We start from the raw sequence: 21,925 nt of genomic DNA, 5'->3' as shown, positions 1-21,925 counted from the left end.
TCCCGGGCGAGTAGACCCGGCAGCGCGACCCCAATGAGGGGGCGGTGCAGCCGCGCCGCCAAGGAGGGTGGTACCGCGGGAGCCAGGGCTCTCGTCCCTCCGGACGGAGAACGCAGCAGCTGTCCGCCGGAGGAAGCCCGATGAGTCCGCAGCCCCTGTACCGCCAGGTACCCGCCCAGGTAGACCTGCCCGCCCTTGAGCACGCGGTGCTCGACTTCTGGCGGGAGCAGAAGGTCTTCGCCCGTACCCTCCAGCAGTCCGAGGGCCGCCCCGAGTGGGTCTTCTACGAGGGCCCCCCGACCGCCAACGGCATGCCCGGCGCCCACCACATCGAGGCCCGCGTCTTCAAGGACGTCTTCCCCCGGTTCCGCACGATGCAGGGCTACCACGTCGACCGCAAGGCCGGCTGGGACTGCCACGGCCTCCCGGTCGAGCTGGCCGTGGAGAAGGAGCTGGGCTTCAACGGCAAGAAGGACATCGAGGCGTACGGCATCGCCGAGTTCAACGCCAAGTGCCGCGAGTCGGTGACCCGGCACACCGACGCCTTCGCCGAGCTGACGACGCGGATGGGCTACTGGACCGACCTGGACGACCCGTACCGCACCATGGACCCCGACTACATCGAGTCGGTGTGGTGGTCGCTGAAGGAGATCTTCACCAAGGGCCTGCTGGTCCAGGACCACCGCGTCGCCCCCTGGTGCCCCCGCTGCGGCACCGGCCTGTCGGACCACGAGCTGGCGCAGGGCTACGAGACGGTCGTCGACCCCTCGGTCTTCGTCCGCCTCCCGCTGACCTCCGGCCCGCTGGCCGGCCGGGCCGCCCTCCTGGTCTGGACGACCACCCCCTGGACCCTGGTCTCGAACACCGCCGTCGCCGCCCACCCCGACGTCACGTACGTGGTCGCCACCGACGGCACCGAGCAGCTGGTCGTCGCCGAGCCGCTGCTGGAGAAGGCGCTGGGCGAGGGCTGGACGGCCACCGGCGAGTCCTTCACCGGCCGCGAGATGGAGCGCTGGTCCTACGAGCGCCCCTTCCGGCTCGTCGACCTCGACGGCGCCAACTTCGTCGTCAACGCCGAGTACGTCACCACCGACGACGGCACCGGCCTCGTCCACCAGGCCCCCGCCTTCGGTGAGGACGACCTGCGGACCTGCCGCGCGTACGGCCTCCCGGTGGTCAACCCGGTCCGCCCGGACGGCGCCTTCGAGGAGCAACTCCCCCTCGTCGGGGGCCAGTTCTTCAAGAAGGCCGACGAGGCGCTGGTCGCCGACCTGGACGCCCGCGGCCTGCTCTTCCGCCACCTCGCCTACGAGCACAGCTACCCGCACTGCTGGCGCTGCCACACCGCGCTGCTCTACTACGCCCAGCCGTCCTGGTACATCCGCACCACCGCGGTCAAGGACGCCCTCCTGCGGGAGAACGAGAACACCAACTGGTTCCCGGAGTCCGTCAAGCACGGCCGGTTCGGCGACTGGCTCAACAACAACATCGACTGGGCGCTGTCCCGCAACCGCTACTGGGGCACCCCACTGCCCATCTGGCGCTGCGAGGAGGGCCACCTCACCTGCGTCGGCTCGCTCACCGAGCTGTCCGAGCTGACCGGCACCGACCAGTCCGGCCTGGACCCGCACCGCCCGTTCATCGACGAGGTCACCTTCGACTGCACCCACGAGGGCTGCGCGCTCACCGCCACCCGCGTCCCCGAGGTGATCGACGCCTGGTACGACTCGGGCTCGATGCCGTTCGCGCAGTGGGGCTACCCGTACCGCAACAAGGAGCTCTTCGAGAAGCGGTACCCGGCGCAGTTCATCTCCGAGGCCATCGACCAGACCCGCGGCTGGTTCTACACCCTCATGGCCGTCGGCACCCTGGTCTTCGACAAGTCCAGCTACGAGAACGTGGTCTGTCTCGGCCACATCCTCGCCGAGGACGGCCGGAAGATGTCCAAGCACCTGGGCAACATCCTCCAGCCGATCCCGCTCATGGACCAGCACGGCGCCGACGCGGTCCGCTGGTTCATGGCCGCCGGCGGCTCGCCGTGGTCGGCCCGCCGGGTGGGCCACAACACCATCCAGGAAGTCGTCCGCAAGACGCTGCTGACGTACTGGAACACCGTCGCCTTCCAGGCGCTGTACGCCCGCACCTCCGAGTGGGCGCCGTCCGCGGCCGACCCGGCCCCCGCCGACCGCCCGCTGCTGGACCGCTGGCTGCTCGGCGAGCTCAACACCCTGGTCGAAGGGGTCACCGACGCCCTGGAGGGCTTCGACACCCAGCGCGCCGGCAAGCTGCTCTCCGCCTTCGTCGACGACCTCTCCAACTGGTACGTGCGCCGCTCCCGCCGCCGCTTCTGGCAGGGCGACCCGGCCGCGCTGCGCACCCTCCATGAGGTCATCGAGACGGTGACGCGCCTGATGGCCCCGCTCACCCCGTTCATCACCGAGCGGGTCTGGCAGGACCTGGTCGTCCCGGTCACCCCGGACGCCCCGGACTCGGTCCACCTCACCTCCTGGCCGGTCGCCGACAAGGCCGCCGTCGACCCGACGCTGTCCGCCCGGATGCAGCTGGTGCGCCGGCTGGTCGAACTGGGCCGCGCCACCCGCGCCGAGTCCGGGGTGAAGACCCGCCAGCCGCTCTCCCGCGCGCTGGTCGGCGCCCACGGCTTCGCGGACCTCTCCGAGGACCTGCGCGCCCAGATCGCCGAGGAGTTGAACGTCAGCTCGCTGGCCTCGCTCTCCGAGGTGGGCGGCTCCCTGGTGGACACCACCGCCAAGGCCAACTTCCGGGCGCTGGGCAAGCGGTTCGGCAAGGGCGTCCAGGCGGTCGCCAAGGCCATCGCCGGGGCGGACGCCGCGGCCCTGTCGCTCGCGCTGCGCGAGGGCACGGCGAGCGTCGAGGTCGACGGCGAGACCGTCAGCCTCGCCCCCGACGAGGTCATCATCACCGAGACCCCGCGCGAGGGCTGGTCGGTGGCCTCCGACTCGGGCGCGACGGTCGCCCTCGACCTGGAGATCACCCCGGAGCTGCGCCGTGCGGGCCTGGCCCGGGACGCGATCCGGCTGATCCAGGAGGCCCGTAAGAACAGCGGCCTCGACGTCGCCGACCGGATCGCCCTGCGCTGGCGGACCGCCGACGACGACGTGCGGACGGCGCTGTCCGACCACGCCGCCCTGATCGCCGACGAGGTGCTGGCCACCGACTTCGCCGCCGGCGAGCCGGACGCGTCCTACGGCCCCGCCTTCACCGACGAGTCGCTGTCCCTGACGTTCCACCTCCGCAAGGCGTAGGCAGCACACCCGGGCCCCGGCCCGCACCGAATGCCCCGGCGCACTCCGCGCCGGGGCATTCACTCTTGTCCGCCCCCCGCGCACCACCGCCGCGCCCCCCACACGCGCGACCGCACCACACCGGACCCGCACCGCCCGGCAGCACGAAAAAGGGCCGGGCCCCGAGGAGAGTTCCTCGGGGCCCGGCCCTGATTGCCGACTATCCGCGCCGTTGGGGCGTCAGTTGTCGTCCTCGTCGATGAGGAAGCCGCGCATCGGCGACGGCGTCTGCTGCATCGGCGACGGGCCCTGGGGCCGCACCGGTGCCATCGGCTGGGTCATCGCCGGCGACATCTGCTGCTGCCCGCCGTAGGACGGACCGCCGCTGGACGGGCCGCTCATCGAGTGGTTGGCGCCCAGGGACTGGCCGCCACCCATGGTGTGGTTGCCGCCCATGGTGCCCGCACCGGCCGACGCCATCGACGGGGACGGCGGCAGCGACGCGGCGGCCGGGGTCCGCGGCGGGGCCAGCGAGTCGTCGGCCTGGTTCTCCAGCTGGCGCAGCTGGCTCTCCAGGTACGACTTCAGGCGGGTGCGGTACTCGCGCTCGAAGCCGCGCAGGTCCTCGACCTTGCGCTCCAGCGTCGCGCGGGCCGACTCCAGCGACCCCATCGCCACGCGGTGCTTCTCCTGCGCGTCCCGCTCCAGCGCGTCGGCCTTGGCGCGGGCGTCCCGCTCCAGGCCCTCGGCACGGCTGCGCGCCTCGCCGACGATCTTGTTGGCCTCGGAACGAGCCTCCGCGATCGCCTGGTCGGCGGTCTGCTGTGCCAGCGAGAGCACGCGCGCCGCGCTGTCACCGCCGGGGCCGCCCGGCTGCTGGGCCGGCTGCGGCATCTGCTGCGGTCCGCCGGGGCCGCCCAGCGGGCCACCCATCGGACCGTTGGGGCCCATCGGACCAGGACCGAGCGGGCCCTGCGGGCCGTGGCCACCGGGACCGGGCGGCAGCTGAGGTGCACCACCGGGCAGTTGGGGCGGGCCGCCCATCCCCTGCTGCTGCGGCGGGACCGGCTGCGGACCGGATATGGCGGCGGGCACAGGTGCCCCCGGCCGCTGCTGCTGCTCCTGCTGGTCAGGACCCTTGCGCAGACCCTGCTGCTGGTTCTGCGCGGCGGCACGAGTGGCGGCGGCCAGCTTGGCCCGCAGGTCCTCGTTCTCCCGGAGCAGGCGGGTCAGTTCGGCTTCGACCTCGTCGAGGAAGGCATCGACCTCGTCCTCGTCATAGCCTTCTCGGAGGCGGACGGTCGTGAACTGCTTGTTCCGCACGTCCTCGGGGGTCAACGGCATCTCTACTTCACCTCAACGTAGTCGTCGGCAATCGGCAAGACCGTATCGTTCACACCAACAACACCGACCTCACGACGGTGATCAGGATGTAGACGATGATCATCAATACGAAGAAGGACAGGTCGAGCGCCACGCCCCCGAGACGCAGCGGCGGAATGACCCGCCGCAGAAGCTTGAGTGGCGGATCGGTGACAGTGTAGGTGGCCTCAAGAATCACCACCATCGCCTTGCCGGGTTGCCATGAACGGGCGAACTGGAAGACATAGTCCATCACCAGCCGGAAGATCAGCACGATCAGGAAGCAGTACAGCGCGATATAGATCACCTGACCAGCGACACTCATCTCGCGCGTCCCTCTCCCCTTGCTCCTGTGCTGACCTTATGGCCTTGGTGTGCCCGGTGTTGCGTCTCAGCTCTGGTTGAAGAACCCGCCCTCTGCGATACGGGCCTTGTCCTCCGCCGTGACATCGACGTTAGCAGGCGACAACAGGAACACCTTCTGCGTCACCCGCTCAATGCTGCCATGCAGTCCGAAGACCAGACCGGCCGCAAAGTCGACAAGTCGCTTCGCGTCGGTGTCGTCCATCTCCGTGAGATTCATGATCACCGGAGTGCCCTCACGGAAGTGTTCCCCGATGGTACGGGCTTCGTTGTAGGTCCGGGGGTGAAGTGTGGTGATGCGGTACGGCTCCCGCTCGGACACAACCTTGGGCATGATCACCGGTGCGTTCTTCTCCAGATTCGGACGGTCGGGTGTGATGGATGCCACGGGGGCGATACGCGCGGGTCGTCCGCTTTCCGCGGCGAGCGGGGCGGGTTCACGCTGCGCAGGAGGCGTGACAGCACGGACCGGTTCCTCCCGTTCCGGGCGCGTTTCGGCGGGTACTTGATGCTGCTGCCGCCGTCCCCGATCGGGCTCCGGGTCAAGCTCGGGCTCGAACTCGTCGTCGGGGTCGAACCCCCGGCCGTCGTACCCATCGTCCTCCACGAGGCCGAGGTAGACCGCCATCTTGCGCATCGCGCCGGCCATTCTCTGCGTCCTCCGCTCTGTGGTGGATCGGCTCCGTCACCGGGGGCCTTGGATCCACTCGGCCTGCCCGCTTTTTGCGGGAATGACCATATTTTGTGCTGTGGTCCGACTTGCTTGGCGACGTTACCCGAGCCGTGGTCGGACTCCGAGTACCGCAGTGCCGACGCGTACATGTGTCGCTCCGGCCGCCACGGCGTCCTCAAGGTCCGCGCTCATACCTGCTGACACCATGTTGGCAGCAGGATGGGTTGCGCGCAGGTCGGATGAGATTTCCATGAGCCGCTCGAAAGCGGCGAGTTGGCGTCCCGCATACGGGCCGGCCAGCGGTGCGACCGTCATCACACCGTCCAGCCGCAGCCCTTCGGCAGCCGCGATCGCGTCGCCCAGTTCCGCCACACCCTCCGGCGCCACCCCGCCGCGATCAGCGGTGTCCCGTCCGGTGCGATCCGACTCGGCGTCAAGTGCCACCTGGATCAGGCAGCCCAGCTCCCGCTCGGCGCGTACCGCTTCCCGGGAGAGCGCGGTGACGAGCCGGAGCCGGTCGACCGACTGGACAATCCCGGCGTAACGGGCAACTGACCGCACCTTGTTGGTCTGCAATTGACCAACAAAGTGCCAAGTCAGCGGCAAATCAGCGCATTCGGCCGCTTTACCTGCCGCCTCCTGATCGCGGTTTTCCGCAACCTGACGCACCCCGAGCTCGGCGAGCAGCCGGACGTCGCTCGCGGGATAGGTCTTGGTGACGACGATCAGCGTCACCTCGTCACGCGGCCGGCCGGCCTTGGCGCAGGCTGTGGAGATACGATCCTCCACCCGCGCCAGGTTGTCGGACAGTTGCGTTCTCCGGTCGTCCGTCACAGCACAGCCCCTCCCGGCCTCGGACCGGGGGCGTCCCCGAGCCATACGTAGCTCGCGAGCCGCCCCGTCGTACGGTCACGCCGATAAGAGAAGTGGTCCGCCGACTCCCGGGTGCAGATGTGGGAATCCTCACGCAACCGCACGCCGGCGGCGGCGAGTTGGGCCCGTACACCCGCGGTGACGTCCACCGACGGGGTGCTCCAGCTGGTCGTCGACCACGCCTCCGGGACGACCCCGGCGACCTCCGCGCGCATCGCCTCCGGCACCTCGTAGCAGCGCCCGCAGACCGCGGGCCCGGTGTACGCGAGGATCCGGGACGGCTCGGCCCCCAGCTCGGTCATCGCCGCGACGGCCGCCGGGACGACCCCGGCGACCAGGCCCGGCCGCCCGGCGTGCGCGGCGCCCGCGATCCCGGCGACCGGGTCGGCGAGCAGGACCGGCGTGCAGTCCGCGGTCAGCACGGCCAGCGCCAGACCCCGGCGCGCGGTCACCACCGCGTCCACGCACGGGATGTCGGCATCCCGCCAGGGTCCGTCGACCACCGCCACGTCCCGGCCGTGGACCTGGTTCATCCAGACCACCGCGGCCGGGTCGAGGCCGAGTTGCCTGGCGGCGAGTTCGCGGTTGGCGCGTACCGACGCGGGGTCGTCGCCGACCGCGCCGCCCAGATTGAGCTGCTCATACGGAGCGGCGCTCACCCCGCCCCACCTGTCGGTGAAGGCGAAGTGCGCGCCGCTCTCGTGGTGCTGTTGCCCTATCACTTCGGTGCTTCGGTCACTTCAGGAAGTCGGGGACGTCCAGCTCCTCGGCCGCTGCGTCCGAGTACGACGGACGGGCCGGGGGAACCGAAGGGCCGCCGGTCGGCGAGGCCGGAACCTCGCCCAGCGACGAGGGCTCGGACGTGGCCGGGGCCTCGTCCCGTACGGGCGGGACCGCGCCGAGACCGCCGAAGGCCGCGGGGCGCGGCTCGACCGGGGGCGCGGCCGGACGGCTGGGGGCGGGGGTGGGCTCGTCACGCTTCGGAGCCGGCATCGCGGACTGCTGCGCGTCGCGGCGGGCCGGCGGCTGACCGCCGTCGAAGCCCGCGGCGATGACGGTGACCCGGACCTCGTCGCCCAACGCGTCGTCGATGACCGCGCCGAAGATGATGTTGGCTTCCGGGTGCGCGGCCTCGCTGACCAGTTGCGCCGCCTCGTTGATCTCGAAGAGCCCGAGGTCGGAGCCGCCGGAGATGGAGAGCAGCACACCGCGGGCGCCGTCGATCGACGCCTCCAGGAGCGGCGAGGAGATCGCCATCTCCGCGGCGGCCACCGCGCGGTCGTCGCCGCGCGCCGAGCCGATGCCCATGAGCGCCGATCCGGCCTCCGACATCACGGACTTGACGTCGGCGAAGTCGAGGTTGATCAGGCCCGGGGTCGTGATCAGGTCGGTGATGCCCTGGACACCCGACAGCAGCACCTGGTCCGCGGACTTGAACGCGTCGAGCACGCTCACCTGGCGGTCCGAGATGGACAGCAGCCGGTCGTTGGGGATCACGATGAGGGTGTCGACCTCTTCGCGAAGGCTGGCGATGCCGTCCTCGGCCTGGTTGGCGCGACGGCGGCCCTCGAAGGTGAACGGCCGGGTGACCACACCGATCGTCAGGGCCCCCAGCGAGCGGGCGATGTTGGCGACGACCGGGGCACCGCCGGTGCCGGTGCCGCCGCCCTCGCCCGCGGTCACGAAGACCATGTCGGCCCCCTTGAGGACCTCCTCGATCTCCTCGCGGTGGTCCTCGGCCGCCTTGCGGCCCACATCCGGATTGGCGCCGGCGCCGAGTCCGCGCGTCATTTCGCGGCCGACGTCGAGCTTGACGTCGGCGTCGCTCATCAGCAACGCCTGCGCATCGGTGTTGATCGCGATGAACTCGACGCCCTTGAGCCCGACCTCGATCATCCGGTTGATGGCGTTCACGCCACCGCCGCCGATGCCGACGACCTTGATGACTGCGAGGTAGTTCTGCGGTGCTGCCACGTCGAAGGCCTCTCGCCTCGATTTACGTGTCGTCGCCGCACATTGCGTGTGGACGCCGACTGATGCCGAAGGGACGGTCCGTTTCGCCGAGCCGAACCCTAACCCTGAAGTTTAGGGTTACTGTGCCTGCGTTCCTGGTTCCCTGGTCCCTTTGGAACGAGACACTAAGTCGACAAGGCGCGCGCGTTCAACGAACACGCCGAACCTCCCGTTTTTCTTTTCACCCTATGTGATCACCCATAGTCGTAGCCATCCAGGGTGCTGGCCTGCGACTACGTACGTCAACTCCCCGACACCGCAGGGGCGCTGGGAACCGAGATGTCGAAGTGGCGCGCGTCACGTGCCGCTTTCAGCAGCGCGGCCAGCACCTTCGCCTTCTCGGCACCCTCTTCGGGACTGCCCCACATCACCGTGCGGCCACCCGCGAGTTCGACGGTCACGGAATCGTAAGACCTGACGCGAAGCTTGCGGACGTCCTTGCGAACGGCCGCCGGGAGCTCCCGGGCAACGCCGACCGCGGCACGCAGCAATCGGTCCGTTCCGAACCGGTGCAGGCTCGGGGAGTCGGAAGCGGTCATTTCCAGAAGCGGAACACCCTTGAGCGCGGCGCTCACGGTGGCGAAACGGACGCCCTCGCCGTCCACTTCCACAAACTTTCCGTCCGTTTGCAGCAGCAGTTCCGGGGTCCTTTCGGTCACTTTCAGACCGAGGGTGTGTGGCCAGGAACGGCTGACATCAACGGTTTTGATGCGCGGCAGCTTCGCGCGCAGCCGGCGCTCCAGCGCGCCGGTGTCCACGGAGACGAGCGGCGAATTCATCGGGGCGGCTGCCGCGGCGACGACCTCATCCGGCGTCAGAACGTCGGTGCCGGTGGCCTCGACGCGCTCCAGCCGGATCCAGTCCGAGCCGTAGAGGGCCCAGGCGCCGAACCCGCCCAGCAGCACGGCGAGTACCGCGATGATGATCACACCGCGCCGGCCCGGCCGACGCAGCCCGAGGCGCGGGAACCGGAAGCGCCCGAAACGGGACGGCGGAGAAGCGGGCGGGCCGGACGCTGACTTCTTCTCGCCGCGCCTGGCAGTGGTCGGTCCGGCCACGCTCTCCGCCTTCTCTCGTTCGCTACTTGTTACGCCGCTCGATCGCCTCGTACACCATGCCGACCAGCAGTTCGTCGGCGTCCCGGCGGCCGAACTCGGAGGCTGCGCGGGACATCTCGTACAGCCGGTGCGGATCGGCCAGGACCGGGAGCACGTTGCCCTGCACCCACTCCGGGGTCAGCTGGGCGTCGTCGACCAGCAGGCCCCCGCCGGCGTTGACCAGCGGCTGGGCGTTGAGCCGCTGCTCGCCGTTGCCGATGGGCAGCGGGACGAAGGCGGCCGGGAGCCCGACGGCGGACAACTCGGCGACGGTCATCGCGCCCGCGCGGCAGAGCATCATGTCGGCTGCGGCGTACGCGAGATCCATCCGGTCCACGTACGGTACCGGGACATAGGGGGGCATCCCGGGCATGTTGTCCACATGCGGCAGTTCGTTCTTCGGGCCGACCGCGTGCAGCACCTGGATGCCGGAGCGCTGGAGCGCCGGGACCGCGGCCTGAATGACCTCGTTGAGCCGGCGGGCGCCCTGGGAACCGCCGGAGACCAGCAGGGTCGGGAGGTTGGGGTCGAGGCCGAAGGCGGCGCGCGCCTCGGGGCGGACCGCGGCGCGGTCCAGGGTCGCGATGGTGCGGCGCAGCGGGATCCCCACGTAGCGGGCTCCGCGCAGCTTGCTGTCCGGGGTGCTGACGGCGACGAAGGTGGCGTACCGCGAGCCGATCTTGTTGGCCAGGCCGGGGCGGGCGTTGGCCTCGTGCACGACGATCGGCACCCCGAGCCGCTTGGCGGCCAGATAGCCGGGCAGCGCCACATAGCCGCCGAAGCCGACGACGCAGTCCGCCTTGGTGCGCTCCAGGATCTGCTCGGCGGCCTTGATCGTGCCGCGCAGCCGCCCGGGGACGGTGATCAGTTCGGGGGTGGGCTTACGGGGCAGCGGTACGGCCGGGATCAGGCCGAGCTCGTAGCCGCGCTCGGGGACGAGGCGGGTCTCCAGGCCCTTCTCCGTGCCGAGTGCCGTGATCCCCACGGTCGGGTCCTGCCTCCGCAGGGCGTCCGCGAGGGCGAGCGCGGGCTCGATGTGGCCGGCGGTCCCCCCACCGGCGAGTACGACATGCACCGAAATTCACCGCTCTCCGGACGGCCGCCTCTTGAGGCGCCGTCTCATCGTCTTCCATCTCAGCCCGGCCGGTCTTCTGCCGAAAACCGGCTTCCGCTTCGCCAGCGCGGCCAGGGTCGCCCGCGCGGCGGGCTCGTCACGCGCGAAGGCGATCAGCAGCCCGACGGCGAACATCGTCGGCAGCAGGGCGGAGCCTCCGTAGGAGAACAGCGGGAGCGGAACACCGGCGATCGGCAACAGCCCGAGCACCGCACCCATGTTGATCACGGCCTGGGCCATGATCCAGGTGGTCACGCCTCCCGCTGCGTACCGTACGAAGGGGTCCTCCGTGCGTCCGGCCACGCGGATACCCGCATAGCCTAGAGCCGCGAAGAGGGCGAGCACCGACAGCGTCCCCGCCAGACCCAGTTCCTCCCCGGTGATGGCGAAGATGAAGTCGGTGTGCGGTTCAGGGAGTTCTCCCCATTTTTCCATACTCGCCCCGAGCCCGGAACCGAAGAGTCCGCCGGAGGCCAGCGCGTAGATGCCGTGGACGGCCTGCCAGCACTGGTCGCCGGGGCCCGGATCGGTGGCGGCGATGCAGGCCAGCCGGGACATCCGGTGGGCGCTGGTCTTGATCAGCAGCGCGCCGAGCACGGTCGCGGCGCCCAGCACCCCGGAGAACAGCCGCGTGGGGGCACCGGCCAGCCACAGCAGTCCGAAGAGGATGGCGGTGAGGATGATCGTGGTGCCCATGTCGCCGCCGAGCATGATCAGCCCGAGCAGGAGAAAGGTCACCGGCGTCAGCGGAACCAGCAGGTGCTTCCACTGCGTCAGAAGCTTCTTCTCCTGTTTGCGGGCCAGCAGGTCCGCGGCCCACAGGACCAGCGCGATCTTGGCGAACTCGCTCGGTTGCATCTGGAAAGGCCCGCCCAGGCTGATCCAGTTCTGGTTGCCGTTGACCGAGACCCCGATGCCGGGAATCTGCACCATGCCCAGCAGGAACACCGAGCCGACGAGCAGTGGGTAGGCCAGCGCGCGGTGCCGCCGGACCGGCATACGGGCGCCGAGCAGCATCAGCCCGCCGCCGAGGACGGCCGCCAGCAGCTGTTTGCGGAAGAAATACGACGGCGCCAGACCGGACTGGAGGGCCTTGATCTGGGACGCCGAGTAGACCATCACCAGTCCGAGGACGGTGATCAGCAGGCTGCCGCCGAGGATGAGGTAGTAGGCGGTCAGCGGGCGGTCCCAGGCCCGCCGTGCGCGGGCGTAGAGCCCGCGCGGGCCGCCGGGGGTCCGGCTGCCGCGCGGCGGGCGCACCGTGGCGGGGGTCCGGCGTACCGGGCGCGGCTGCGCCGGTCTCGCCGATCGGGCGGTCATCCTCGTCCCCTCCACGGGTGCGCTCGCCGCCGGCAGCGACGGCAGCGGGGAGAAACGTCTAGTGACCGTTGGCGGCCAGTTCGCCCACCGCGTCGGCGAAGGCGTCGCCCCGCTTGTTGTAATTGACGAACATGTCCATCGAGGCGCAGGCCGGCGCCAGCAGTACCGTGTCGCCGGTCTCGGCCAGCCGGGTCGCTTCCCGTACGGCCTCGGACATCGCCCCAGTGTCGGTCCGGTCGAGGTCGACCACCGGGACATCAGGGGCGTGTCGCAGCAGGGCTTCGCGAATGAGCGCCCGGTCGGCGCCGATGAGGACCACTCCGCGCAGCCGCTCGGCGGACTTGCGCACCAGCTCGTCGAAGGTCGCGCCCTTGGCCAGTCCGCCGGCGATCCACACGATGTGCTCGTACGCCGCCAACGACGCCTCGGCGGCGTGGGTGTTGGTGGCCTTGGAGTCGTCGATGTAGCTGACGCCCGCGATGTCCGCGATGTGCTGGATGCGGTGTGCGTCCGGGTGGAAGGCACGCAGTCCGTCGCGTACCGCGGTGGCCGGGACGCCGAAGGCGCGGGCCAGGGCCGCGGCGGCCAGGGCGTTGGCGATGTTGTGCGGGGCCGCGGGCGTGATGTCCGAGACCTCGGCGAGCTCCTGCGCCTGGCGGTGCCGGTTCTCGACGAAGGCGCGGTCGACGAGGATGCCGTCGACGACGCCCAGTTGGGAGGGGCCCGGGGTGCCGAGGGTGAAGCCGATCGCGCGGCAGCCCTCCTCGACGTCGGCGTCCCGGACCAGGTCCTCGGTCACCGGGTCGGCGGCGTTGTAGACGCAGGCGACGGTGTTGCCCTCGTAGATCCGGCCCTTGGCGGCGGCGTACGCCTCCATGGAGCCGTGCCAGTCCAGGTGGTCCGGGGCGAGGTTGAGGACGGCCGCGGAGTGCGCCCGTACGGAGGGCGCCCAGTGCAGCTGGTAGCTGGAGAGCTCGACGGCGAGGACGTCGTAGGACGTGCCGTCCTCTTGGCCCTCGCCGAGCACCACGTCGACGAGCGGGACGCCGATGTTGCCGACGGCGGCGGTCCGCAGACCGGCCGCCTTCAGGATCGAGGCCAGCATCTGGACGGTGGTGGTCTTGCCGTTGGTGCCGGTGACCGCCAGCCAGGGCGCCGCTTTTCTGCCGTCCCGTCCGCGCAGCCGCCAGGCCAGCTCGACATCGCCCCATACGGGGACGCCGGCCTTCTCGGCCGCCAGGAAGAGCGGGCTGGCCGGCTTCCACCCGGGGGTGGTGACGATCAGCTCGGTGCCCTCGGGGAGGGTGTCGCCGTCGCCCAGCCGGACGGTCACGCCCGCCCGTCGCCCACCACCACCCTCCGTGGAGGCTCCCCCAGACTTCGTCCGGGGGGACCCCCACCGCGCCGCAGCCCATTGCTCCAGCTCGGCCGCCTGGGCCCGTTCGCGGTCGCCGTCGGTGCTGTTGACGACGGTGACGCGGGCGCCGAGGCCGGCCAGGGCGCGGGCGGCGGGGACGCCGCTCACGCCGAGACCGGCCACGGTGATGTGCATTCCCGCGAAGTCGTGGGAGTCCTGCGGCTCGTTCCCGGTCACTTCGAGGCCTGCCAGCCGCCGTAGAAGATGCCCAGACCGACGATCACGCACATGCCCTGGATGATCCAGAACCGGACCACCACAAGGACTTCGGACCACCCCTTCAATTCGAAGTGGTGCTGGAGTGGCGCCATGCGGAACACCCGCTTGCCGGTGAGCCGGAAGGAACCGACCTGGATGACCACGGACATGGTGATCAGGACGAACAGGCCGCCGAGGACGGCCAGCAGCATCTCCGTGCGGGAGCAGATCGCCAGACCGGCGAGCGCGCCGCCCAGGGCCAGCGAGCCGGTGTCGCCCATGAAGATCTTGGCGGGTGAGGTGTTCCACCACAGGAAGCCGAAGCAGGCTCCCATCAGGGCGGAGGCGACGACCGCGAGGTCGAGGGGATCTCGTACTTCGTAGCAGCCGGGTCCCGCGGTGATCAGGTTGGCGCAGGACTCCTGGTGCTGCCAGATGCCGATGAAGGTGTACGCGCCGAACACCATCACCGAGGCGCCGGTGGCCAGGCCGTCGAGGCCGTCGGTGAGGTTCACGCCGTTGGACATCGCCAGGATCATGAACAGCGCCCAGAGGACGAAGAGCACCGGGCCGATCTGCCAGCCGAAGTCCTGGGTGAAGGAGAGCCGGTCGGAGGCCGGGGTCGCGCCGCGCAGGTCGGCGAACTGGAGCGAGAGCACCGCGAAGGCGATGCCGACGATCAGCTGGCCGGCCATCTTCGCCTTGGCCCGCAGGCCCAGCGACCGCTGCTTGACGATCTTGATGTAGTCATCGAGGAAGCCGACCAGGCCCATGCCCGCGAAGAGGAAGAGCACCAGCACACCCGAGAACGTCGGATCGCTGGAGGTGATCACCTTCGTCAGGGCGTAGGCGATGATCGTGGCCAGGATGAAGGAGATACCGCCCATGGTGGGCGTGCCCTTCTTGCTGCCGTGGGTGCGGGGGCCGTCATCGCGGATGAACTGCCCGTACCCCTTCTTGGCCAGCAGCTTGATCAGCAGGGGGGTGCCGATCAGGGTCAGGAAGAGCCCGATCATTCCGGAGAAGAGGATCTGCTTCATGGAGTTCATCGGGACGCGGCTCCGCCCTCAGCGCCGGACACGCCCTCGTCGTCCAGCAATGCCGCGGCCACCCGCTCCAGACCCACCGACCTGGACGCCTTCACCAGTACGACGTCTCCCGGTCGCAGCTCCCTGCGCAACAGGTCGACCGCCGCCCGCGTGTCGGACACGTGCACCGACTCCTCACCCCACGAACCCTCGTTCTTGGCGCCCATGTCGAGCCAGGCCGCTTCCCTGCCGCCGACCGCCACGAGCTTGCTGACGTTGAGCCGGACGACCAGCCGCCCGACCGCGTCGTGTTCGGCGAGTGACTCCCCGCCCAGCTCGGCCATCTCACCGAGCACCGCCCACGTACGAGCGCCCCGCGCCTTGCCGGCGGCGCCCATGGCGACCAGCGCACGCAGCGCAGCTCGCATGGACTCGGGGTTCGCGTTGTAGGCGTCGTTGACGACCGTCACGCCGTCCGCGCGCTCGGTGACCTCCATCCGCCAGCGGGAGAGCGTGCCGGCTTCGGAGAGCGCGGTGGCGATCTCGTCTACGGGCATGCCCGACTCATGGGCGACGGCGGCCGCGGCGAGCGCGTTCGACACGTGGTGCTCACCGTACAGCCGCATCGTCACATCGCTGCACCCGGAGGGTGTGTGAAGCGTGAAGGACGGCTGTCCGAGGTCGTTGAGCCGGACATTCACGGCACGTACGGCGGCGTCCTCGGCCTCGCCGAAGAGGACCGTACGGGCCTTCGTACGGGAGGCCATGGCACGGACGTACGGATCGTCGGCGTTGAGCACCGCCACCCCGCCGTCCTCAGCCGCCGGCAGCGCCTCGACGAGTTCGCCCTTGGCCTCGGCGATCTGCTCGCGGCCCCCGAACTCGCCGATGTGCGCGGTGCCGACGTTGAGGACCAGCCCGACCCGGGGCGGGGTCAGCTCGGTGAGGTAGCGGATGTGGCCGACGCCGCGGGCGCCCATCTCCAGGACGAGATGGCGGGTGGTGGCGTCGGCACGGAGGGCGGTGAGGGGCAGCCCGATCTCGTTGTTGAGGTTGCCTTCCGGCCACACGGTGGGGCCGTGCCGCTGGAGGAGCTGGGCGATCAGGTCCTTGGTGCTGGTCTTGCCTGCGGAACCGGTGAGGGCGACGACGGTGGTGCCCAGCCGCTCGACGACGGCGCGGGCCAGGGCGCCGAGAGCTGCGACGACGTCGTCGACGACGATCGCCGGGACGCCGACGGGGCGGGCGGCGAGCACCGCCACCGCGCCCGCTTCCACCGCGCCGACGGCGAAGTCGTGCCCGTCGGCGCGCTCACCGGCGAAGGCCACGAACAGGCCACCGGGGCGGACCTCACGGGAGTCCGTCACGACCGGCCCGGTGACCTCGCGGCCCGGGTCCGGTATGTCGTGCTGCTGTCCGCCGACGATGCTCGCGATCTCGGCGAGCGACAGGGAGATCACAGGTCACCCCCGGAGCCGTGCAGGAAGTGCCAACAAGAGGATTGTGCGCGCATGGCGGTGTGTCATCCCTGGTGGTTCGGCTGCTGTGACTGCTGCGACTTCTGCGCTGCCATCGTGGATTCGATCGCAGCGCGCAGCACCTGGCGGTCGTCGAAGGGCCGGACCACTCCGGCGATGTCCTGGCCCTGCTCGTGGCCCTTGCCCGCGACGATCACGGTGTCGCCGGGCTCGGCGCGGGCGACGGCGGCGGCGATGGCGGCGGCCCGCTCCTCCTCGACCAGCACCGTGCCGCGTTCGTGGACCGGCACCTCGGCGGCGCCCGCCAGCATGGTGGCCAGGATCGCGAGCGGGTCCTCGTTGCGCGGGTTGTCGGAGGTCAGGATGGCGGTGTCGGCGAGGCGGGCCACCGCGGCGCCCATGGGGGCGCGCTTGTGCGGGTCGCGGTCGCCGCCGCAGCCGAGGACGGCGTGCAGCTTGCCGGTGGTGACCTTGCGCAGGGCACGCAGAACCGATTCGACGGCGTCGGTCTTGTGGGCGTAGTCGACGACCGCCAGATACGGCTGGCCGGCGTCCACCCGCTCCAGCCGGCCGGGGACGCCGGGGACCGCGGCGACACCGTCGGCGGCGGTCTGCGGGTCGATGCCGGCGACGACCAGCGAGACGATCGCGGCGAGCGCGTTGGCGACGTTGAACGGGCCGGCGATCGGGGAGGCGGCGCGCACCTTCTGGCCCCCGGGGCCGTGCACGATGAAGGTCGAGCCGAGCGCGCCGACCTCGACGTCGGAGGCGCGCCAGTCCGCGTCCGGGTGGCCCTCCGCGGAGAACGTCGTCACCGGGACCTCGGCTTCGCCGGCGGCCAGCCGCTTGCCGTACTCGTCGTCGATGTTGACCACGCCGGCCCGGCTGCGGGCCCGAGTGAACAGCTGGGCCTTGGCCTGGAAGTAGTCCTCCATGCCGGAGTGGAACTCCATGTGCTCCGGGCTGAGGTTGTTGAAGATCGCGACGTCGAAGACGCAGCCGTCGACCCGGCCGAGGACCAGCGCATGGCTGGAGACCTCCATCGCCACCGCGCGGACCCCGCGCTCGCGCATCACGGCGAACAGCGCCTGGAGGTCGGTGGCCTCGGGGGTGGTGCGCTCGGACTTGATCCGCTCGCCGCCGATCCGGGTCTCCACAGTGCCGATCAGGCCGGTCGGCGCGCCCGCCCGTCGCCCACCGCCGTCCTCGGCCGGCTGCGCTGCGCGGAGGCCCCCCTCTTCGGGGCGCCGGGCCGCGGCGGCGCGCAGCCCGCCCTCGATGAGGTACGCGGTGGTGGTCTTGCCGGAGGTTCCGGTGATGCCGATCTGGAGGAGGTCCTCGCCCGGTGCGCCGTAGATCGAGACGGCCAGGGCGCCCATCCGGCCGCGCGGGTTGTCGACGGCCAGGACCGGCAGGCCGGTGGCGGCGGCCCGCTCGGCGCCCGACGGGTCGGTCAGGATCGCGGCGGCGCCGAGGTCGGCGGCCTGGGCGACGAAGTCGGCACCGTGCAGGCGGGCGCCGGGCAGCGCGGCGTAGATGTCGCCGGGGCGGACCGCACGGGAGTCGTGCGTGATGCCGGTGACCTGGACGCCGGAGGCGCCGGGCGGTACCGGGATCGCCAGCTGCTCGGCGAGGTCCGCCAGGGGGGTGGGGCGGACCTGCTCGGGTCGGGGCGCACCCGGATATCTGCCGGGGCCGCCCTTCTCCGCCTTCTTCGCGTGCTGGGTTTTCGGGGACTGATCAGCTTGTGACACGGCGGTGAGCGTACCGGGCGCAACGGGCCCGGGGCGAAAAGAGGGCATCGCCGGGGCTCTGTTTCCGGGCTCGTGCGGCCCGTCGGGAGTGATCGTCGTCACGGCGGTGTTGCCTCGATTTCATTCGCCTGGCTTGAACGTGACCGGCAGCCGCGGAGCGGCGGCGCCGGTCGGCGGGACCTGGAGGGTTTTCAGCGCGAACGCCATGACCTGCTGGAAGACCGGGCCGCAGACCTGGCCTCCGAAGTAGCTGCCCTTGGTGGGGTTCTGTACGGCGCAGTAGACGGTGATACGGGGCTTGTCGGCGGGCGCGAAGCCGGCGAACGAGGCGGTGTAGCCGTGGTAGCGGCCGGTCTTCGGGTCCACCCGGTTGGACGTGCCGGTCTTGCCGCCGACGCGGTACCCGTCGATCTTCGCCTTCGCTCCGGTGCCCTCCTCGTCGTCCACCACCGACTCCAGCATGGTGGCGAGCGTCTCGGCGGTCTTCCGGCTGACCACGCGGTCCCTGGCGGGCTTGGGGGCCGATACGTACCGGCCGTCGGGTCCGGTGGTGCCGCGGACGAGCGTCGGGGCGATCCGCTCGCCCCCGTTGGCGATGGTGGAGTAGACGGAGGCGGCCTGGACGGCGTTGAGGGACAGGCCCTGTCCGAACGGGATCGTGTACTGCTGGGAGGTGTTCCAGTTCTGCGGCTTGGCCAGGATGCCGTCCGTCTCGCCGGGGAAGCCGAGGCCGGTCGGGCGGCCGATGCCGAACTTGCGCAGGTAGGAGTAGAGGACCTGGTTGGCCTGGGGCTGGGTCTTGCCGAGCTGGCCGGCCGCCATGATCGTGCCGATGTTGCTGGACTTGGCGAGGACGCCGTTGAGCGTCAGGTTCCAGGTGGCGTGGTCGACGTCGTCGGAGAACAGCCGGTCGCCGCGGTGCAGCCGGTTGGGCACGGTGACGCGGGTGTACGGGGTCGCGACGCCCTCTTCCAGGACGGCGGCCATCGACATCAGCTTGCTGGTGGAACCCGGCTCGAAGGCGTCGGTGAGCGCGGCGTTGCCCAGCGCCTCCGGGTTGGCCTTCGCGACGTTGTTGGGGTCGAAACCGGGCGCGTTGGCCAGGGCCAGGATCTCGCCGGTGCGGGTGTCCTGGACGACGACGTATCCGCGGTCCGCCTGGGACCTTTTGACCTGGTCGGCGATGGCCTGCTGGGCCGCCCACTGGATGTCGCGGTCGAGGGTCAGCTGGACGGCGGTGCCGGGGACGGCGGGGCGCTCCTGGGTGTCGGCGGTGGGCACCCGCCGGCCGCCGGACTGGGCGTAGACGAGCTTGCCGTCCTTGCCGGCCAGTGCCTTGTCGAGCTGGGCCTCCAGGCCGCCGGCGCCCTTGCCGTTGCCGCCGACGAAGCCGAGGACGCCGGCGGCGAGGTCGTGGCCCGGATAGACGCGCTTGCTGTGCTTGTCGGCGAAGACCCCGACCAGGACGTCCGGCCGGGGCGCGCTCTTGGGAGCGGCGGCGGCCTTGGCGTCGAGGGATTTGCGCAGGTCCTTGATCCGCTTCCAGACCTGGGGGGTCCGCTGCCGGGCGAGGAGCACGTAACGGGACTTGGGCCGGGCGAGCTGGGCGGCGAGGGTGTCCTGCGGCTCGCCGAGGATCGGCGCGAGCAGCGCGGCGGCCTGCTGTGGCGCGTCCTTGATCTTGATCTTGTCGGGGGCGAGCAGGCTCGGGTCGGCGGTGATGTCGTAGGCGTCGACGGTGGTGGCCAGGTCCACCCCCTCCCGGTCGGTGATCGCACCGCGCGCGGCGGCCAGCTTGACCGGGACATAGCGGTTCTCGTTGGCCTTGGCGGCGTACGCCCCGGCGTCCACGGCCTGTACCTGCACGAGCCGTACGACGAAGGCCAGCATCACCAGCGTCAACGCCAGGGAAACCAGCCGCAGCCGGGGGCGCGGGCTGCCCAGGCGGAGCGCGTTGATGGCCGGCCGGGGGCGGCCTGCCGGCGGCCGGGCGCCCCCGGACCGGGAGGTGCCCTGCCGGGGCGCGGGGCGCCGGCCTGCGGCCGGCCGGCCGCCGCGGGCGCCGGCTTGGCTGCCGGGCCGGGCGGGACGCGGGACGCGGCGGGGGTCCCTGGGCTCGGTCATACCGCGGTCTCCGGGGCGTGCGCGGGGGTGGTGGGGAGCGGGGCGCCATACGGCCGCGGGGCCGGTGCGGCGTACGGGACTGCGGCCTCGGGCATCACGGGGTCACCTGCCGGAGGTCGTCGGGGAGTGGGCGGCGGAGCGGCCGGACGCCGGGACGGCGGGCACCGACGGGGACGGCGAGTCGGTGAGCACGGCGGCCGGTACCACCGGGGTGGCCATCGGGCCCGGGAAGGCGGTGGCGCCCGGCGTGCTGGGCGCGAGCGGGCCCAGCGGCCACCGGGCGGCCTCCGGCATCGCCGCGGCCTGCGGGCTGGGCGCGGGGGGCTCGCCGGACGGGCCCAGCGGCGACGGTCCGGCGGACGCGCTCAGCGGTGCCTCCTCGGACGAGGCCACGCCCGGCTTGCCGCGGACCGTACCGTCCGGCAGCAGGAAGACCGGGATGCCGCCGGGCACCATGCCCAGCTTCCGGGCCCGCCGCGCCAGCTCGCCCGGCGCGGAGTAGCCGTCCACCTCCTGCTGGAGCGCCTGCTGCTCGTCCGTCAGCTCGCTGGTCTTCCGCTCCAGCTTGCTGAGCTCGAACGACCCTTGGTTGAGCGCCGAGTTGAGCAGCAGCAGGGTGATCAGCCCGGACCCCAGGAGCACCACGACGAGCAGCACGAAGGGCGTTCGCGCGGCCGTACCGCCCCGAGGAGCGGAGGGCAGCAGCGCGGCGAGGCGCTGCTTCCCGCGCGGCCGGCCCCCCTGGCGTGTCACGCGATGTCCTCGCGGATGCGCTCGGCGCCGCGCAGCCGGGCGGGGGCCGCGCGCCGGTTCTCGGCGACCTCCTCCTCCGTGGGCAGTTCGGCGCCGCGGGTCAGCAGCTTCAGCCGGGGCTGGTAGCGCTCGGGGACGACCGGCAGCCCGGGGGGCGCGGTGTTGGTCGCACCGGCCGCGAAGACCTGCTTGACCAGCCGGTCCTCCAGCGAGTGGTACGAGAGCACGGCGATCCGGCCGCCCACGGCGAGCGCCTTGACGGCGGCCGGGATGGCGCGCTCGACGCAGGCCAGCTCGCCGTTGACCTCGATGCGCAGCGCCTGGAAGGTGCGCTTGGCCGGGTTGCCGCCGGTGCGCTTGGCGGCCTGCGGCAGCGCCTCGCGGATCAGCTCGACCAGCCGCGCGCTGTTGTCGAACGGCTCCTTGGCCCGCTCGCGGACCACCGCCGAGACGATCCGCTTGGCCTGCTTCTCCTCCCCGTAGGAGCGCAGGATCCGGACCAGCTCCCCGGGCGGGTAGGTGTTAAGGACGTCGGCGGCGCTGATGCCGGTCGTCTGGTCCATCCGCATGTCCAGCGGGGCGTCCTGGGCGTACGCGAAGCCGCGCTCGGCCTCGTCGAGCTGCATCGAGGAGACCCCGAGGTCGAACAGCACGGCCTGGACGCGCGGCAGCCCCAGCCGGTCGAGGACCTGGGGGAGCTCGTCGTAGACGGCGTGCACGAGGGTGGCGCGGTCACCGTAGGGGGCCAGCCGCTCCCCGGCGAGCCGCAGCGCTTCCGGGTCGCGGTCGAGGGCGACGAGGCGGGCCTCGGGGAAGGCGGAGAGCAGCGCCTCGCTGTGCCCCCCGAGGCCGAGGGTGCAGTCGACGACGACCGCGCCGGGCCCGGCGAGCGCCGGAGCGAGCATGTCCAGGCACCGCCGGAGCATGACGGGTACGTGGCGGGTGTTGCTGCTCATGCGGCGGCCCCACTGCGCTCGGCGGGCCTGCATGCGCAGAGCGCGCACCACTTTCTGATTCGCTCGCTGCGCTCGCTCATATGCCTTCCGATGGTGGGCGGCAGGTGGGTCCCCGGCCGTTGGCTGGGGGGTTGCCGCA

General features: G+C 71.4%; 17 protein-coding genes. 1 reads left to right on the top strand and 16 read right to left on the bottom strand.

All coding sequences use genetic code 11. From position 1 onward, the window contains the following. Positions 1 to 140 precede the first annotated feature (140 nt). Positions 141 to 3,284, top strand: a complete 3,144-nt coding sequence (gene ileS, locus IEZ17_RS09200; RefSeq protein WP_189298288.1) for an isoleucine--tRNA ligase — start codon at positions 141 to 143, stop codon at positions 3,282 to 3,284. Between the two features lie 219 nt (positions 3,285 to 3,503). Here the strand turns inward: ileS and IEZ17_RS09195 are convergent, their stop codons facing one another. From IEZ17_RS09195 to rsmH, 16 genes are all read right to left on the bottom strand, one after another. Next, positions 3,504 to 4,607: a DivIVA domain-containing protein gene (locus tag IEZ17_RS09195; protein ID WP_189298286.1), complete on the bottom strand. Its 1,104-nt coding sequence runs from the start codon at positions 4,605 to 4,607 to the stop codon at positions 3,504 to 3,506. Positions 4,608 to 4,656: 49 nt separating this feature from the next. Beyond that, the gene (locus IEZ17_RS09190; protein WP_189298284.1) at positions 4,657 to 4,950 is read right to left on the bottom strand and encodes a YggT family protein; all 294 of its coding nucleotides are present in this window, start codon (positions 4,948 to 4,950) and stop codon (positions 4,657 to 4,659) included. 66 nt (positions 4,951 to 5,016) lie between these two features. Then, positions 5,017 to 5,637: a cell division protein SepF gene (locus IEZ17_RS09185; protein WP_043263944.1), complete on the bottom strand. Its 621-nt coding sequence runs from the start codon at positions 5,635 to 5,637 to the stop codon at positions 5,017 to 5,019. Between the two features lie 123 nt (positions 5,638 to 5,760). Beyond that, positions 5,761 to 6,495 carry a YggS family pyridoxal phosphate-dependent enzyme gene (locus tag IEZ17_RS09180; RefSeq protein WP_373299763.1) on the bottom strand — a complete coding sequence of 245 codons (735 nt, stop codon included), beginning with the start codon at positions 6,493 to 6,495 and terminating at the stop codon, positions 5,761 to 5,763. Then, complete coding sequence (gene pgeF / locus IEZ17_RS09175; protein WP_189298280.1) at positions 6,492 to 7,256, bottom strand: peptidoglycan editing factor PgeF; 765 nt, start codon at positions 7,254 to 7,256, stop codon at positions 6,492 to 6,494. The genes IEZ17_RS09180 and pgeF overlap by 4 nt, the downstream gene beginning before the upstream one ends. A gap of 13 nt (positions 7,257 to 7,269) precedes the next feature. Further along, on the bottom strand, positions 7,270 to 8,508 hold the full coding sequence (gene ftsZ, locus IEZ17_RS09170) for a cell division protein FtsZ (RefSeq protein ID WP_189298278.1): 1,239 nt from the start codon (positions 8,506 to 8,508) through the stop codon (positions 7,270 to 7,272). Between the two features lie 281 nt (positions 8,509 to 8,789). Further along, positions 8,790 to 9,605, bottom strand: a complete 816-nt coding sequence (locus IEZ17_RS09165; protein WP_189298276.1) for a cell division protein FtsQ/DivIB — start codon at positions 9,603 to 9,605, stop codon at positions 8,790 to 8,792. A 22-nt stretch (positions 9,606 to 9,627) separates the two neighbouring features. Further along, positions 9,628 to 10,719: an undecaprenyldiphospho-muramoylpentapeptide beta-N-acetylglucosaminyltransferase gene (gene murG, locus IEZ17_RS09160; RefSeq protein ID WP_159504319.1), complete on the bottom strand. Its 1,092-nt coding sequence runs from the start codon at positions 10,717 to 10,719 to the stop codon at positions 9,628 to 9,630. A gap of 6 nt (positions 10,720 to 10,725) precedes the next feature. Then, the gene (gene ftsW, locus IEZ17_RS09155; protein WP_189298274.1) at positions 10,726 to 12,078 is read right to left on the bottom strand and encodes a putative lipid II flippase FtsW; all 1,353 of its coding nucleotides are present in this window, start codon (positions 12,076 to 12,078) and stop codon (positions 10,726 to 10,728) included. Positions 12,079 to 12,136: 58 nt separating this feature from the next. After that, positions 12,137 to 13,630 carry a UDP-N-acetylmuramoyl-L-alanine--D-glutamate ligase gene (murD, locus tag IEZ17_RS09150; RefSeq protein ID WP_189298404.1) on the bottom strand — a complete coding sequence of 498 codons (1,494 nt, stop codon included), beginning with the start codon at positions 13,628 to 13,630 and terminating at the stop codon, positions 12,137 to 12,139. A 38-nt stretch (positions 13,631 to 13,668) separates the two neighbouring features. Further along, positions 13,669 to 14,733 carry a phospho-N-acetylmuramoyl-pentapeptide-transferase gene (gene mraY / locus IEZ17_RS09145; RefSeq protein ID WP_189298402.1) on the bottom strand — a complete coding sequence of 355 codons (1,065 nt, stop codon included), beginning with the start codon at positions 14,731 to 14,733 and terminating at the stop codon, positions 13,669 to 13,671. Positions 14,734 to 14,738: 5 nt separating this feature from the next. Then, positions 14,739 to 16,181, bottom strand: coding sequence for a UDP-N-acetylmuramoyl-tripeptide--D-alanyl-D-alanine ligase (locus IEZ17_RS09140; protein WP_189298272.1), 1,443 nt, complete (start codon positions 16,179 to 16,181; stop codon positions 14,739 to 14,741). A gap of 62 nt (positions 16,182 to 16,243) precedes the next feature. After that, positions 16,244 to 18,055: a Mur ligase family protein gene (locus IEZ17_RS09135; RefSeq protein WP_189298270.1), complete on the bottom strand. Its 1,812-nt coding sequence runs from the start codon at positions 18,053 to 18,055 to the stop codon at positions 16,244 to 16,246. Between the two features lie 18 nt (positions 18,056 to 18,073). After that, complete coding sequence (locus IEZ17_RS09130) at positions 18,074 to 20,077, bottom strand: peptidoglycan D,D-transpeptidase FtsI family protein (RefSeq protein WP_189298269.1); 2,004 nt, start codon at positions 20,075 to 20,077, stop codon at positions 18,074 to 18,076. Between the two features lie 102 nt (positions 20,078 to 20,179). Next, positions 20,180 to 20,830 (bottom strand): cell division protein FtsL, encoded by a 651-nt coding sequence (ftsL, locus tag IEZ17_RS09125; protein ID WP_189298268.1) that lies wholly within the window; start codon positions 20,828 to 20,830, stop codon positions 20,180 to 20,182. Then, positions 20,827 to 21,786 (bottom strand): 16S rRNA (cytosine(1402)-N(4))-methyltransferase RsmH, encoded by a 960-nt coding sequence (gene rsmH / locus IEZ17_RS09120; protein ID WP_189298267.1) that lies wholly within the window; start codon positions 21,784 to 21,786, stop codon positions 20,827 to 20,829. The genes ftsL and rsmH overlap by 4 nt, the downstream gene beginning before the upstream one ends. Positions 21,787 to 21,925 lie beyond the last annotated feature (139 nt).

Origin of the sequence: Streptomyces albospinus (assembly GCF_014648695.1) — a bacterium.
GTDB classification, from domain to species: domain Bacteria; phylum Actinomycetota; class Actinomycetes; order Streptomycetales; family Streptomycetaceae; genus Streptomyces; species Streptomyces albospinus.
Note: the sequence above shows the minus strand (reverse complement) of the source record. Positions and strands in the feature narration are given on the sequence as shown.

What these genes read in the sequence shown, in the direction of transcription:
- ileS (WP_189298288.1), top strand. Translation starts at nt 141, where the DNA reads ATGAGTCCGCAGCCCCTGTACCGCCAGGTACCCGCCCAGGTAGACCTG.
- IEZ17_RS09195 (WP_189298286.1), bottom strand. Translation starts at nt 4,607, where the DNA reads ATGCCGTTGACCCCCGAGGACGTGCGGAACAAGCAGTTCACGACCGTC.
- rsmH (WP_189298267.1), bottom strand. Translation starts at nt 21,786, where the DNA reads ATGAGCAGCAACACCCGCCACGTACCCGTCATGCTCCGGCGGTGCCTG.
- IEZ17_RS09190 (WP_189298284.1), bottom strand. Translation starts at nt 4,950, where the DNA reads ATGAGTGTCGCTGGTCAGGTGATCTATATCGCGCTGTACTGCTTCCTG.
- mraY (WP_189298402.1), bottom strand. Translation starts at nt 14,733, where the DNA reads ATGAAGCAGATCCTCTTCTCCGGAATGATCGGGCTCTTCCTGACCCTG.
- ftsW (WP_189298274.1), bottom strand. Translation starts at nt 12,078, where the DNA reads ATGACCGCCCGATCGGCGAGACCGGCGCAGCCGCGCCCGGTACGCCGG.
- IEZ17_RS09130 (WP_189298269.1), bottom strand. Translation starts at nt 20,077, where the DNA reads ATGACCGAGCCCAGGGACCCCCGCCGCGTCCCGCGTCCCGCCCGGCCC.
- murD (WP_189298404.1), bottom strand. Translation starts at nt 13,630, where the DNA reads ATGCACATCACCGTGGCCGGTCTCGGCGTGAGCGGCGTCCCCGCCGCC.
- IEZ17_RS09185 (WP_043263944.1), bottom strand. Translation starts at nt 5,637, where the DNA reads ATGGCCGGCGCGATGCGCAAGATGGCGGTCTACCTCGGCCTCGTGGAG.